The following is a 14,598-nucleotide window of genomic DNA, read 5'->3' on the forward strand; positions in this document are numbered from 1 at the left end:
ATGGAGGCCGTGAGCACCCCCAACCCGCGTCGGCCGGTGATGCCCGGCAACAAGCTGTTCGAGTCGCTGCCCGGCGCCGCCGATCCGGCGACCGTCACCGAGGCCGCGCACCGGACCGCGGAGTTGCTGGTCCGCGGGGTGCGCAAGTCCGAGGACGCCGAGGTGCACGCCCGGGTGGTCAAACTGGCCGACGAGTACGGTCTCGACGAGCTCGCCGAGCTGTGGTCCGACTCCCCCGCCGACTCGCTGCCCGGGGCGCTCTGGCGGCTGTACGTGCTGCGGTCCTGGGTGCACTCGAACGCCGAGGCGGTGTCCCGCGAGTTCGCCACCGGCCGTAAGTACGCCGAGGTGCACGCCGTCGTCGCCGGCGTCGCCGAGCCCCCCGGCCCCGCCGAGGTGCGGGACATGGTGGACGCCGTACTGCGCGGTGTCGCAACCGGTGACTTCGCGACCACACTGGATCGCGCGGCGGCGTTCGCGCGGATCGTGGCGACCGGACGCGCCCATCTCGCCGACGACGGCCACGACCAGGTGCTGTCCGCGTCGAAACTGGTCGAGACCGCTGACCAGCTGCAGACCGCGGCGCGCGCCGAACGCGCCGGGAACCTCTGGTAGTTGCACGCGGCGCCGACGGGTGTTATAACGTCTCGCTGCCTGGATTCCCAACAGGACAAGGGGTTTGGGCACCCGCTACACTGTTCGAGGTGTCGGGCCGGTGCAAGCCCCGGGTCCCAAAATAAGCCGCTACGAGCGGCCACGCGCCGTGAGGCGCTTCCCGGTCCGGCACCCTCTTCTCTTCCCTCTCGCGTTGCCTGACGCAACGACATGTCCACGGTCGCCGGCTGCACCCCCGCAACCCGGCCGTCTCCAGCTCAGGGGTCGATCGGGGACACCCCTCTGTCGGGATCGCCTGATCCAGGTCAGACTCGAAGGAGACAACCGAACAGGCTGGGGGCCGTTGGATCGCCGGGAGGGGCGATGGTCGGCATGGTGGGGACCGCAACGGAAGTTGTAAACGCAGAGGACGTCGTACGGGTGTACGGCGAGGGGGACACGGCCGTCGAGGCGCTGCGCGGGGTGGGCGTCCGGATCGAGCCCGGGCAACTCACGGCGGTGATGGGACCGTCCGGATCGGGCAAGTCGACGCTGATGCACATCCTGGCCGGGCTGGACCGCCCGACCTCGGGCTCGGTGCGGATCGACGGCATCGAGATCACCACGCTCGGTGACGACGCGCTCACCAAGCTCCGCCGGCAGCACATCGGCTTCATCTTCCAGTTCTTCAACCTGCTGCCGATGCTGAGCGCCCGCGACAACGTGCTGCTGCCGCTGACGATCGCCGGCACGAAGCCGGATCCGCAGTACTTCGACGACCTGATCGAGCGCGTCGGTCTCACCGACCGTCTCGACCACCGGCCCGCCGAACTGTCCGGCGGCCAGCAGCAGCGCGTCGCGATCGCGCGAGCGCTGGTCTCCCGGCCGACCGTGGTGTTCGCCGACGAGCCGACCGGCAACCTCGACTCCCGGACCAGCGGCGAGATCCTCACGCTGATGCGCTCCTCGGTCGAGGAGTACGGCCAGACGCTGGTGATGGTGACCCACGACGCCCGCGCCGCCGCGCTGGCGGACCGGGTGCTCTACCTGGCCGACGGCACGATCGTGAAGGAGACCGGCCGGACCAGCCAGCACGAGATCCTGCAGATCATCGACACGCTGGACCTGCAGTGATCAGGTTCGCGCTGCAGGGGCTGCTGGCCCGCAAGCTCCGCACGGCGCTGACCGCGATCGGCGTCGTGCTCGGCGTGGCGCTGATCTCGGGCACGTACGTCCTGACCGACTCGATCACGTCGGCGTTCGACTCGATCTTCACCGAGAACTACAAGAACACCGACGCCGCGATCACCGGGAAGACCGCGTTCGAGGCGGCCGACGACGGCACCGTCGTCACCGCGCCGCCGTTCCAGGCCGGGCTGCTGGACAAGGTCCGCGAGCTGCCCGAGGTCGGCGCGGCGGGCGGGGTGGTCAGCGGTGAGGCGCAGCTGATCGGCAAGGACGGCAAGGTCATCGTGTTCGGCGGCGCGCCGAACATCGGCTTCAGCGTGGATCCCGCGCAGCCGCAGTTCAACTCGCTGACCCTGGTGTCGGGTGCGTGGCCGGCTGCCGGCCAGGTTGTGGTCGACACCCAGACCGCAAAGAAGAAGGGACTCGCGGCCGGCGACATGGTCGGCGTCCAGGCCCGCGGTGCGGCGCAGCAGATGCGGATCACCGGGCTGGTCGAGTTCGGTGCGGTGTCGTCGATCGGCGGCGCCACGCTGGCCGGGTTCGACCTCGGCACCGCGCAACGGTTGTTCGGCAAGATCGGCAAGCTCGACCAGATCCTGATCGCGGCCAAGTCCGGCGTCACGCCGCAGCAACTGGTGGACGCCGTCCGGCCGATCCTGCCCGAGGCCACCCAGGTCCGGACCGCCGACGAGCAGGCCGCGGAGGATGCGGCCGGGACGACGACGTTCCTCAACTTCCTGAGGACGTTCCTGCTCGTGTTCGCCGCGATCGCGCTGTTCGTCGGGTCGTTCGTGATCGCGAACTCGCTGGCCATCACGATCGCCCAGCGCACCCGCGAGTTCGCGACCCTCCGGACGCTCGGCGCCTCCCGGCGGCAGGTCCTCGGCTCGGTGGTGCTCGAAGCCCTCGTCACCGGTCTGGTCTCGGCGATCGTCGGGCTGTTCCTCGGGCTCGCGATCGCGACCGGGCTGTTCAAGCTGTTCGACGCGATCGGGTTCACGCTGCCCAACAACGGCCTGGTCTTCGAGACCCGCACGATCGTGGTCGCGCTGCTCGTCGGCGTCGTGGTGACGACCGTGGCGAGCCTGCGCCCGGCGTGGCGGGCGACCCGGGTGCCGCCGATCGCGGCGGTCCGCGAGGGCGCGGTCCTCGCTCCCGGGCGGCTGCACCGCTACCGTCCGGTCGGCGCGGCGCTGCTCGCGGCCGCCGGCGTCGCCTGCGTCCTCGTCGGACTGTTCGCGGACGGGCTGAAGACGAGCACCCTGCTGTCGCTGCTCGGCGCGGGCGTTCTGCTGCTGTTCATCGGGATCGCCGCGTTCTCCCCGCGGCTCGTCCGCCCGCTGGCCGCGGTGTCGGATCCGGTGGCGCGCTGGGCCGTCGTCGTATTGACCGCGCTGATCTGGCCGATCGTGCTGGTCCCGATCTGGGCGCTCCGACGGCTGTTCGGCGGGCATCCCGAGTTCCCGCGCATCCTGCCGGACGGGCCGGCGGTCGCGATCGGCGGCCAGAACAGCCGCCGCGATCCGCACCGGACCGCGTCGACCGCTGCCGCTCTGATGATCGGGCTGGCGCTGGTCACGCTGGTCGCGACCTTGGGCGCCGGGCTGATCAAGCCGTTCGAGGACGCGGTCGACCGGATCTCCAGCTCCGACTACGCGATCACCGCGCAGAACAACTTCAGTCCGCTGCCGCCGGCGGTGGCCGAGAAGGCTGCGGAGGTGCCGACGGTCCAGGAGGTGACGAGCGTCCGCGGCGGCCAGGCGCAGGCGTTCGGCAAGACGATCTCGATCACCGCGATCGACCGGACCGCACCGCAGCTGCTCAGCTTCGACTGGCAAGCGGGCTCCCAGGCTTCGCTGGCCGAGTTGGAACCCGACGGCGCGATCGTCGACGCCGACTACGCCAAGCAGCACGGGCTGGGGCTGGGATCGGCGATCACCTTGCAGATGGTGACCGGGAAGCAGTTGCCGTTCCAGGTGCGCGGCATCTTCAAGCCGCCGGCGGGTGGTTCACCGTTCGGCAACGTGACGATCTCGACGGCCACCTTCGACTCCGCCACGCCGCAGCCGCAGAACATCTACACCTTCCTCACCATGCAGGGCGGGGTGACCGCGCAGAACACCGCCACGTTGAACGCGGCGATGAGCGCGTTCCCGAACGCCAAGGCGGTGACCATCGAGCAGTTCAAGGACGCGCAGACCGACAGCATCAAGAGCCTGCTCAACGTGCTCTACGTGCTGCTGGCGCTGTCCGTCGTGGTCAGCCTGTTCGGCATCGTGAACACCCTGGTCCTGACCGTGTTCGAGCGGACCCGTGAACTCGGCATGCTGCGGGCGATCGGGTTGACCCGAGGACAGGTGAAACGGATGATCCGCCAGGAGAGCGTGATCACGGCGCTGATCGGCGCGGTGATCGGCATCGTCCTGGGACTGGTGCTGGCCGCACTGCTCGCGGCCCGGCTCGACGAGATCTCCTTCACCGTGCCGGCCGGCCAGCTGGTGATCTTCGCCGTCCTCTCGGTCGTCGTCGGAATCTTCGCCGCCATCTGGCCGGCCCGGCGCGCGGCCCGGCTCAACCCTCTGGAGGCGCTGCAGTACGAGTAGTTCTCCGCAAGTCGGTAACCCCTTGCGCTGTTAGCTTCGCTGACTGTGAAGCGGATTGGCGTTGTCGGGATGGTTGTCGTGCTCGCCGGGTGTTCGACGGTCGATTCGAAGGACATCCGGACCAGCGGGATCACGGCGAACTACGTCGTCACGCTGCCGGAGACGGCCGAGGCCGCGCAGGTGAGCGCGTCGTACCGGGTCGGCACCCTGACGTTCGTCGAGCTCGGCGACGGCGAATCGGTCAGGTCGTCCGGCGGCGGCAGGACGGTCGAGCTCGAGCGTCACCACACCGCCGGCGTCACCGACTACACCGGCCAACTCGACGGCGTGGTCCAGGCAGGTACCGAGGTCACCTTCGACCTCACCCGCGGCAAGGGCGACGACTCCGCGCCGAGGTCGACGGTGAAGCTCCCCGAACGCGTCCGCCTGACCGCTCCGCTGGCCGGTACGACGTACTCGCGCCGCGCCGCGATCCCGGTCCGCATCGCCACGGGCCCGTCCGACCGCCCGTCGATCCTCGCCTGGACCGGCGACTGCATCCAGCCCGACAGCCTCGAACTCGAGCCCGGCCACACCTCCGCGACCATTCCGCCCGGCTCCCTCCGCCCGTCCCTCGCCACACCTACTCCCGGCGTGAAGCCACCCACGAGCTGCCCCGTCAACCTCACCCTCACCCGCCGCACCGAAGGCACCCTCGACAAAGCCTTCAAGAACGGCCACATCACCGCCGAAACCCAGTCAGCACGCCGCATCACCTCTACGCCGTAGGCACACCAGAGCGTTACCGGTGGGCTACTTTTCGGCTACTTTCGCGAGGACGTGGGTATGCCTGTGGCAGACAGCCTCAGGGACGTCCCGCCCATGACCCCTCCGGAAGGAACCCCTCATGCGCCGCCTTCCCCGCGCACTTCTCCCGTGCGCGCTGATCGCCGGACTGCTGCTTCCTGCCGCCCCGGCCGCTGCTGCTCGTGGTGAGTTCGACATCCAGGCCCACCGCGGTGGGCTCGGGCTGACCGTGGAGAGCACGATCGCGTCGTTCTCGCACGGGCTGCAGCTCGGTGTCAGCACGCTGGAGCTCGACGTGCAGATCACCCAGGACGGGTACGCCGTGGTGACCCATGACCGCAAGGTCGACGGCAAGAAGTGCCGTGACACCGCGCCGTACACCCCGGGCGACCCCGAGTACCCGTACGTCGGCAAGTTCGTGAACACGCTCTCGCTGAACCAGGTCAAGCAGCTCGATTGCGGCTCGCAGACGCTGCCGAACTTCCCGGGGCAGCAGCCCGACCCGGGTGCCCGGATGCCCGAGCTGCGGGACGTGTTCGCGCTGGTGCACCGGTACCACGCGGACAGCGTGAAGCTGAACGTGGAGACCAAGGTCGAGGCCGGAGCACCGTCCGAGACCGCGCCGCGCGAGCAGTTCGTCCAGGTGGTCGCCAGTGAGATCCGGAAGGCGAACATCGCGCGCCAGGTGACGATCCAGAGCTTCGACTGGGGTTCGCTGATGCGGATGCGCGAGGTGATGCCGCAGCTGCCACTGGTCGCGCTCGACAACTACAACTTCCTGCAGGTCGGCCAGCCCGGGAAGTCGCCGTGGCTGGGCGGTATCGACATCGACGACTTCGGCGGCGACCCGATCAAGGCGGTGAGGTCGTTCGGCGCGTCGGCGATCTCACCGGTCGACGGTTTCCCGCAGGGCGGCAAGATCTCCGACCCGGCGTTCCGCCCGTACTTCACCAAGGCCACGGTGGACGCCGCGCACCAGGCCGGGCTCAAGGTGATTCCGTGGACCGTTGACGACCCCGCGACGATCCAGTGGTTCGTTGACCAGGGCGTCGACGGAATCATCAGCGACTACCCGGACCGGGTGCGGGAGGTCGCCCGGGCCAACCACTTGAAACTCCCGAAGTCGTACGACGCCCCGGCCGTCAAGGCGCTGCCGTCGGCGCACGCGCACAACGACTACGACCACCGCCGGCCGCTGCAGGACGCGCTCGACCGTGGCTTCAACAGCGTCGAGGCGGACGTCTGGCTGATCGACGGCGAGCTGCGGGTCGCCCACGACCTGGAAGACGCGCAGCCCGGCCGCACCTTGGAGAGCCTGTACTTGAAGCCGCTGGCGGACCGGGTCCGCGAGAACCACGGCCAGGTCTACAAGCACGGCAGCGGGTTCCAGTTGCTGATCGACATCAAGAGCGACGGACCGTCGACGTACGCCGCGGTGGACAAGGCCCTGGCGCAGTACCGCGGGATCAGCACGATCTTCGTCGACGGCCGCGTGTTCCGGGGCGCGGTCACCTCGGTGATCAGCGGCAACCGCCCGCTGGACGCCATGAAGGCGCAGAAGATCCGCTACGCCGGGTACGACGGACGCCTCGGCGACCTGCAGTCCGGCCTGCCGGCGTCGCTGATGCCACTCGTCAGCGACAACTGGACGAACGTCTTCACCTGGCAGGGCGTCGGTCCGATGCCGGAGAGCGAGAAGACCAAGCTGCACGACATCGTGGTGACGGCCCACCACGCCGGGTACAAGGTCCGCTTCTGGGCGACCCCCGACGTACCGGGTGCCGCCCGGGCGGCCCTGTGGCGCGAACTGGTCGCCGCCGACGTCGACTACATCAACACCGACGACCTGCACGGTCTGGAGGACTTCTTGCGCGGCTAGGGCTTGACTTCCGTGAGGGCGACGAAGTCCCCGCCCTCACGGAGGGCCCTGCGCTGCTTGACGGCACCGTTGCCGTCGGTCAGCGCACGCTGGATGCCTTCCTCGACAAGGTCGGACGCGCCGAGTTCTTGCAGCGCGGGCGCCGCATGGCGTCGCAGCCGTTCCAGGACCTGGGCCATCGGTAGCGATTCGGCCGTCAGCACGTCCAGCCCGTCGCCCGTGACACCGTCCCGCGCAGCGAGCCAGTACGCCGCACGGAGCACCTCCGGCTCCAGCGTCGGGCCTCGGCCGCCGTCCTCGAGCGCGATCATCACCACAGCTCGGACCAGCGTCGCCAGCAGCACGGTCTCGTCCACTGTCAGCGGTATGTCGCTCACCCGCACCTCGACCGTCGGAAGGTGCGTCGACGGGCGGATGTCCCAATAGACCATCTGCTCGTCCATCAGAGTCCCGGCCGCCATGTGCATGGCCACCATGGCCTCGTAGTGCTCCAACGACTCCAGGTACGGCGGTGGACCGGAGCAGGGCCAGCGTGTGGTCATCAGCCACCGCCAGCTCGCGAAGCCGGTGTCCTGGCCGAGGTAGATCGGTGAGTTCGCTGTGAGGGCGAGCAGTGCCGGCAGCCACGGACGAAGGTGATTGCTGACGCGGACAGCTGTCTCTTTATCCGATACGTCGACATGGACATGACAGCCGCAGACACCCTGCTCCCGCGCCAGCAGGCCCCACCGCTGCGCGAGTTCCTGATAACGCCGCTTCTTGGTGATCGCCTGGGCCGCCCGGCCGTGCGGCGGTACGGCGATGGCCAGCAGCCGCCCGCCCTCGTCCGCGGCCGCCAGCGCGAGCTTGGCACGCATGCCCGACAACGCGGCCCGCAGCTCGGCGGCCGACTCGCAGACCGGGGTGTTGATCTCGACCATGGCCCGGGTGAGCTCGAGGGCGACGTCGAGGTCCTGCACGTCGGCGACGACGGCCTTGCTCCGCGGCAGCGGGTCGCCGGTCGCGGACACGAGGAGTAACTCTTCCTCGACCCCGAAGGACGGTTGTTTCACCCTGCACCAGTACCCGATCGTCAACCAGTTAGGCTCTCCGTCGTGAGTCTGCCAGTTGTCACCGCAACCCGCTACGTGTTGCCGCTGCGGGAGGGGGGATCGCTGCCCGGTGTTGTCGAGGGCAACGACCTGGGGACGTACGTGATCAAGTTCCACGGCGCCGGCCAGGGGCCCAAGGCGCTGGTCGCCGAGGTGATCGTCGGTGAGCTGTTCCGCCGGCTCGGTCTGCGGGTCCCGGAGCTGAAGCTGATCGAGCTCGACCCGGCGATCGGCAAGTCCGAGCCGGACTTCGAGATCCAGGAACTGCTGATCCGCAGCGCTGGGCTCAACCTCGCCGTCGACTTCCTGCCCGGCTCCTTCGGGTACGACGGATCGGCCGGCAACCCGGGTGACGAGGCGATGGCGCGGATCCTGTGGCTGGACGCGTTCGTGGCCAACGTGGACCGGTCGTGGCGGAACACGAACATGCTCGTGTGGCACAAGAACCTGTGGCTGATCGACCACGGGGCCGCGCTGTACTTCCACCACTCGTGGATGCCGGCCGAGAAGTTCGCCTCCTTGCCGTACGACGCGAACGACCACGTGTTCTCGGTCGCGATGCCAGGGGTGGCGAAGGTGGACGCCGAGCTGGCCGCGGCGATCACCCCGGACCTGTTGACCGAAGTGATCGCGCTGGCGCCCGCCGAGTGGCTCGAGGACGGCGACCGGGAGCGGTACCTCGGTCATCTGCTCGCGCGGTTGGCGAACCGGCCCGCCTGGGTGCCGGGAGGTGCGCGGTGAAGCCTTTCGACTACGTCATCCTGCGGGCGGCGCCGCGTATTCAGCGCGGTGAGTTCATCAACGTCGGCGCGGTCCTGTACTGCCGGGCGCTGGACTACCTGGGCGCTGCCTGGGATGTGAATCCCGAACGCCTGAAGGCCCTGGACCCAGCCGTCGACGTTGACGTCGTGTGTGCGTCGTTGGATCAGGTTCGGGCCATCTGCGCCGGTGAAGCGGGCGGAGGCCCGGCTGCTGCCACCTCGATCGGCGAGCGGTTCCGGTGGTTGGCAGCGCCGCGCAGCACCGTCGTCCATCCCGGACCGATCCACAGCGGGCTCACCGACGACCCCGCCGCGGATCTGGAGCGGTTGCTGGACTCCTTCGTGCGTTAGCCCAGTGCCTTGGACACCACGTCACGTGCCTGCGTGAACACCTCGTCCAGATGCTCTGCGCCCTTGAACGACTCGCCGTAGATCTTGTAGAGGTCCTCGGTCCCCGACGGGCGCGCAGCGAACCAGGCCGACTCGGTGGTGACCTTCAGCCCACCGATCGCGGCTCCGTTACCAGGCGCGTGCGTCAGGCGGTCCACGATCGGCTCACCCGCCAGCTCGGTCGCGGTGACCGCATCAGGCGACAGAGCGGCCAGCTTGGCTTTCTGCTCGCGCGTAGCCGATGCGTCCACCCGCGAGTACGCCGATGCGCCGAACCGCTCGACCAGCTTGGCATGGGCCACTGACGGAGTCTCACCGGTGACAGCGGTGATCTCACTCGCCAGCAGCGCCAGCAGGATCCCGTCCTTGTCAGTGGTCCACACTGTGCCGTCGAAACGCAGGAAGCTCGCACCGGCCGACTCCTCTCCGCCGAAGCCGACAGAGCCGTCAACAAGACCCGGCACGAACCACTTGAAGCCGACAGGAACCTCCCACAGCCGGCGCCCCAAGTCACCCACCACGCGGTCGATCAACGACGACGACACCAGCGTCTTGCCGACGGCGACGTCGGGACCCCATTCGCGGTTGCTGAACAGGTACGAGATCGCGACCGCCAGATAGTGGTTCGGGTTCATCAGCCCGGCGTCGGGCGTGACGATGCCGTGCCGGTCGGCGTCCGCGTCGTTCCCGGTCGCCACGTCGTACTTGTCCCGCTGCGCGACCAGCGAGGCCATCGCGTACGGCGAGGAGCAGTCCATCCGGATCTTGCCGTCGTGGTCCAGCGTCATGAACGACCAGGCCGGATCGACCCGCAGGTTCACCACGGTCAGGTCGAGCTGGTGCCGCTCGGCGATCGCGGCCCAGTAGTCGACACTGGCCCCGCCGAGCGGGTCGGCGCCGATCCGCACGCCGGCGTCGCGGATCGCGGCCAGGTTGAGCACCGACGGCAGGTCGTCGACGTAGTGCGCGACGAAGTCGTAGTCCCCCGCGCGCTGCCGGGCCTGCTCGAACGGCGTCCGGCGGACCTGGCGGTTGCCGCCCGCGATCAGCTCGTTGGCCCGGTTCGCGATCCAGCTGGTCGCGTCGGAGTCGGCCGGTCCGCCGTGCGGCGGGTTGTACTTGATGCCTCCGTCGCGCGGCGGGTTGTGCGACGGCGTGATGACGATGCCGTCCGCGTCCGCGCCGGCGCCGCGGTTCAGCCGCAGGATCGCGTGCGACACCGCCGGCGTCGGCGTGAGCCGGTCGGCACTGTCGACCAGCGTCTGGACGTCGTTACCGGCCAGCACCTCCAGCACCGTGCGCCAGGCAGGCTCCGACAGACCGTGGCTGTCCCGGCCGACGAGCAGCGGTCCCGTGGTGCCCTGGCCTGCTCGGTACTCGCAGACGGCCTGCGTGATCGCCAGGATGTGCGCCTCGTTGAACGCGGCGTCGAGACTCGAGCCGCGGTGGCCCGACGTACCGAAGACGACCTTCTGGGCCGGGTTCTCCACGTCCGGAGTGAGGTCGGTGTACGCCGCCAGCATGGCGTCGACGTCGACGAGGTCCTCGGGTTGTGCCGGCTGGCCTGCGCGTGGGTGCATGACCACATGCAATCACACGACGGTCAGCCGCTGTACGGCGTGAGCAACTGGTCGACCGGCGCGTAGTCGTCGGTCAGCACCGGCGCGTCGCCGACGAAGCCGTCCGGCCGGTCGAGGACGTCCAGCGAGGGCCCGAGACGGCGCTCGATCGCCGCGGAATCGATCGGCCGGTCGGCGGCGGCGACCACGAAGTTGCCGCCGCTGCGACCGGACAGCTCGTCCTTGCGCGCGATGACCGCGACGTACGGGAAGACCGCCTGCGCGGTCTTGATCTCGGCCTTCAGGAACTTCGCGTCGCCGTGGTCGATGACGTTCATCAGGTACAGCCCGTCCGGCCGCAGCACGCGGCGGACGTCGGAGATCACCTCGCGGGTGGTCAGGTGCCATGGCACGGACAGCCCGCTGAACGCGTCCATCAGCACCAGGTCCCGGCTGTCCGTCGCCTCGTCCCGGACGCCGAGCCGGCCGTCCTGCACCGTCACCGCGAGCTCCGGTCCGGTCCGGACGCCCAGCTCGCGCTTGTCGATCTCCACCACGGCCGCGTCGATCTCGTACACCTGGTGCTTGCTGCCCGGCCGCGTCGCCGTCAGGTACCGCGTCATGGTCATCCCGCCACCGCCGATGTGCAGCACGTCGAGCGGCTGCCGCTCGGCCCAGGTGCCGTTGATCGCGGCCGCGAAGCTCTTGATGTACTCGAACTCCAGGTACGTCGGGTCGTCGAGGTCGACGTACGAGTGCCGCAACTGGTCCAGGTAGAGGGTCCGGCCGCCGTCCCGGTTCGGGTCTGCGACGACACGGGCGCAGTGGTAGGCAGTCTCGACCTCACACGGCCGCGGCGCGACCAGGGTCAGCGTCGCGCCGATGACCGCCAGAGCGACCGGTTTGACCGCGGACCGCACCCCACGGAGCAGGAAGGTCAGTGCGGCGCCGGCAACGACCAGTGCGGCACCCAGCGCCAGGACGATCGTGCTGATCGGAATGGTCGCCACGAACACGAACCCGGTGAGCACGGTGCCGACGATGCCGCCGACCGTCGCGTACGCGGACAGCCTGCCAACCACGGTGCCGGTCTGGGTCAGCGTGTCCAGCCGCAGCTTGGTCACCATCGGAGTGACGGCCGACAGGAGTGCTGCCGGAGCGAACAGCGTCACCGCCAGCACCAGGAACACAAGGTCGTTCGCGCCGCCTCGGAGCGCCTCACCGGTCCAGCGGACCACTGGGAGGACCAGCATCACCAATGCCCCGCCGAGCAGGATCAGCGGCCCGAGCGTCCGCTGCGGCGGCACCATGTCCGCGAACCGTCCACCGAGGGCCGCACCGGTGGCGATGGCCGCCAGGGCGACACCGATGACCGCGGTGTTCGTCTCCAGGGTCAGCCCGATGTACGGCGCGACCAGCCGGAGCGACACGAGCTCCAGGACCATGACGGCGGCGGAGCTGCCGAACGCCAGCCAGATCGCCAGCTTCTGACCCACCGGCCCGCGCATGTCCACCACATCACCCTATAGAACGGCTACGACTCCTCCAGGCGAGCGATCAGGGTCTTCGGGGCGATCTGGCGATACGCGGTCTCCACCAGGTCCTCGAAATGGCCCCAGTCCACCTCGACGTCCAGGTAGACCCCGAGCCAGCCGCGGTGACCGACGTACGGCGGCCGGAAGAAGTGCTCCGGGTCGTCGGCGACGAGCGACTCCTGGACGCCGGGCGGCGCCGCCAGCCAGACGCCGAGGCGGTCGTCGTGGTGGTGGTCGGCGTACATGACGAACGTCTTCTTGTCCCGGACGAACCACGTCGGCTCGCCGTGACTCGGTCGCTCGGTCACTTCGGGCAGTGCAAGGCACAGGCTGCGTACACGTTCCAGAACGTCCATCTGTTCAGTGTCTCGGTCCCGGGGTCACAACGCCCGACTCGTACGCGTACACGACTGCCTGTGCGCGGTCACGGAGGTCCAGCTTGGTGAGGATGTTGCTGACGTGCGTCTTCACGGTCTGCTCGGCCAGCACCAGTTCGGCGGCGATCTGCCGGTTGGACAATCCCCGCGCGACCAGCCGCAGTACGTCGGCCTCCCGCGGCGTCAGCCGGGCCGGTGTCGCCGGTACGACGGGTTGCGCGCGAGCGAAGTCCTCCACCAGCCGTCGGGTCACGGAGGGCGCCAGTAGTGCGTCACCGGCCGCGACGACGCGTACGGCGGCCGCCAGCTCGTCCGGCGTGGAGTGCTTCAGCAGGAAGCCGCTCGCACCGGCACGGAGAGCGGCGTACACGTAGTCGTCCAGGTCGAACGTCGTCAGCATCACGACCCGCGGCGGTTCACCCGGTGCCGAACCGGCGAGGATGCGCTGCGTGGCGGCGAGTCCGTCCAGGACGGGCATCCGGACGTCCATCAGGATCACGTCCGGCTTCAGCTCGGCGGCCAGCTCGACGGCCTGCGCGCCATCGCCGGCTTGTCCCACCACCTCGATGTCCGGCTGTGAGTTCAGCAGCGCACCGAATCCGGCCCGCACCATCTCCTGGTCGTCAACGACCATGACTGTGATCGCCACTGGCCACCTCCTCTCCGACCGGGATCACCGCATGCACCAGATAACCGCCATCTGGGGTCGGACCGGCGCTCACCGTTCCGTCGAGAAGAGCCACCCGCTCACGCATACCAGTCAGCCCATGCCCGCTTCCCGCCGCCGGTACGACGGGCCGCGGCGGCTTCGCGTTCTGCACCGTCACCTCCAGCTCGCCGCTACGACGCCGTACCGCCACTTGCACGGCAGCGTGTAGCGCGTGCCGCACTGCGTTGCTGAGGCCTTCCTGCACTACGCGGTACGCCGTCAGCTCAACAGCGGGATCGAAGCCGCTCGGCACCTCGCCCACCAGTTGCACGTCGGCACCGGCACGCCGAGTGCTCTCCACGAGCTCGGCCAGCTGGTCCAGCCCGGGCTGCGGGCCGAGCTCCCCTGTTTGCTGGACAGGTTCGCGCAGCAGCCGAAGCACCCTCCGCATCTCTGTCAGCGAAGCCCGTGCCTCGTCGGCGATGCCCGTGAACTCCGCACGTACGGCGTCCGGCACGTCGGGCAACCGGTGCGGCGCACTGTCCGCCCGGACCACCACCACGGACAGGTGGTGAGCCACGACGTCATGCAGCTCGCGGGCGATCCTGGCCCGCTCCTGCAGCCGCTCCCGCTCCGCACGCTCTGCCTTACTGATCGTCTCCTGCTCGGCCAGCCGACGGTTCGTCTCGGCGCGGGACCGGAGGAGGTCACCGACGACCACAGCAGCTGCCGACAGCACGGCCATGGTGATCAGACTGCTCCAGCTGCCACGGTCCGGCGCCAGCTCGATCGCGACAATGCCCACGGCCTGAGTCGCCGCCCACCAGCCGACCAGCTCCCGCCGGCCGAGTCCACGCGCACCCGCGATCGCGAGAACGAACGAGTGCCCGAACGCCGCCGTCGTACCCCACGGCCAGGGTTCGCTGGAGGCGACCGGCGTCGTCAACGCTGCGGTGACGGCCGTGGTGAAGAGTGAAACCACCACGGCCAGCCGCGGCCGCAGCCACGACAGCCCCAGCGCCAGCGCTCGCGCGATCGCCAGTGCCAGCACAGCCCCGAGCGACACGTCGTAGTGCTGCCCGAGGTCCATGACGGTCAGCACCAGCAGCGCCGCGACTCCAAGGCCTGCTACCCACGCCCAGCGGCGGCGCGGCCACCCGTTCGGAATCTGCACGGTTGGACCCTA

General features: G+C 69.4%; 13 protein-coding genes. 7 read left to right on the forward strand and 6 right to left on the reverse strand.

Annotation, left to right across the window (positions count from 1 at the left end; genetic code table 11):
• From ABZX12_RS29195 to ABZX12_RS29215, 5 genes are all read left to right on the forward strand, one after another.
• Complete coding sequence (locus tag ABZX12_RS29195) at positions 1-615, forward strand: hypothetical protein (RefSeq protein WP_355698283.1); 615 nt, start codon at positions 1-3, stop codon at positions 613-615.
• A 363-nt stretch (positions 616-978) separates the two neighbouring features.
• Positions 979-1,728: an ABC transporter ATP-binding protein gene (locus ABZX12_RS29200; protein WP_355698285.1), complete on the forward strand. Its 750-nt coding sequence runs from the start codon at positions 979-981 to the stop codon at positions 1,726-1,728.
• Positions 1,725-4,385 carry an FtsX-like permease family protein gene (locus ABZX12_RS29205; RefSeq protein ID WP_355698286.1) on the forward strand — a complete coding sequence of 887 codons (2,661 nt, stop codon included), beginning with the start codon at positions 1,725-1,727 and terminating at the stop codon, positions 4,383-4,385. Before ABZX12_RS29200 ends, ABZX12_RS29205 begins: the two co-directional genes overlap by 4 nt.
• Before the next feature lie 45 nt (positions 4,386-4,430).
• Positions 4,431-5,153 carry a hypothetical protein gene (locus tag ABZX12_RS29210; protein WP_355698288.1) on the forward strand — a complete coding sequence of 241 codons (723 nt, stop codon included), beginning with the start codon at positions 4,431-4,433 and terminating at the stop codon, positions 5,151-5,153.
• A 118-nt stretch (positions 5,154-5,271) separates the two neighbouring features.
• Positions 5,272-7,050 carry a glycerophosphodiester phosphodiesterase family protein gene (locus ABZX12_RS29215; protein ID WP_355698289.1) on the forward strand — a complete coding sequence of 593 codons (1,779 nt, stop codon included), beginning with the start codon at positions 5,272-5,274 and terminating at the stop codon, positions 7,048-7,050.
• On the opposite strand, the gene ABZX12_RS29220 is transcribed toward ABZX12_RS29215, so the two are convergent.
• Positions 7,047-8,102: a glutamate--cysteine ligase gene (locus tag ABZX12_RS29220; protein ID WP_355698290.1), complete on the reverse strand. Its 1,056-nt coding sequence runs from the start codon at positions 8,100-8,102 to the stop codon at positions 7,047-7,049. The genes ABZX12_RS29215 and ABZX12_RS29220 overlap by 4 nt on opposite strands.
• A 42-nt stretch (positions 8,103-8,144) precedes the next feature.
• On the opposite strand from ABZX12_RS29220, the gene ABZX12_RS29225 reads away from it, so the two are divergent.
• Positions 8,145-8,882: a HipA family kinase gene (locus ABZX12_RS29225; RefSeq protein ID WP_355698292.1), complete on the forward strand. Its 738-nt coding sequence runs from the start codon at positions 8,145-8,147 to the stop codon at positions 8,880-8,882.
• A complete protein-coding gene (locus tag ABZX12_RS29230) occupies positions 8,879-9,253 on the forward strand; it encodes a DUF3037 domain-containing protein (RefSeq protein ID WP_355698294.1) in 375 nt (124 codons plus the stop codon). The genes ABZX12_RS29225 and ABZX12_RS29230 overlap by 4 nt, the downstream gene beginning before the upstream one ends.
• On the opposite strand, the gene pgm is transcribed toward ABZX12_RS29230, so the two are convergent.
• The 5 genes from pgm to ABZX12_RS29255 are packed head-to-tail and all read right to left on the reverse strand — an operon-like array spanning position 9,250 to position 14,586.
• Positions 9,250-10,872, reverse strand: a complete 1,623-nt coding sequence (gene pgm / locus ABZX12_RS29235; protein ID WP_355698295.1) for a phosphoglucomutase (alpha-D-glucose-1,6-bisphosphate-dependent) — start codon at positions 10,870-10,872, stop codon at positions 9,250-9,252. The two genes, ABZX12_RS29230 and pgm, sit on opposite strands and share 4 nt — an antisense overlap.
• Positions 10,873-10,895: 23 nt before the next feature.
• Complete coding sequence (locus ABZX12_RS29240) at positions 10,896-12,359, reverse strand: fused MFS/spermidine synthase (protein WP_355698297.1); 1,464 nt, start codon at positions 12,357-12,359, stop codon at positions 10,896-10,898.
• Between the two features lie 26 nt (positions 12,360-12,385).
• Positions 12,386-12,742: an MmcQ/YjbR family DNA-binding protein gene (locus ABZX12_RS29245; protein WP_355698299.1), complete on the reverse strand. Its 357-nt coding sequence runs from the start codon at positions 12,740-12,742 to the stop codon at positions 12,386-12,388.
• A gap of 4 nt (positions 12,743-12,746) precedes the next feature.
• Entirely contained in the window at positions 12,747-13,412 is a 666-nt protein-coding gene (locus ABZX12_RS29250) for a response regulator transcription factor (protein WP_355698301.1), read from the reverse strand.
• Entirely contained in the window at positions 13,387-14,586 is a 1,200-nt protein-coding gene (locus tag ABZX12_RS29255; RefSeq protein ID WP_355698303.1) for a histidine kinase, read from the reverse strand. The genes ABZX12_RS29250 and ABZX12_RS29255 overlap by 26 nt, the downstream gene beginning before the upstream one ends.
• Positions 14,587-14,598: the final 12 nt, after the last annotated feature.

This window comes from Kribbella sp. NPDC003505 (assembly GCF_040610875.1).
Taxonomy (GTDB): Bacteria; Actinomycetota; Actinomycetes; order Propionibacteriales; family Kribbellaceae; genus Kribbella.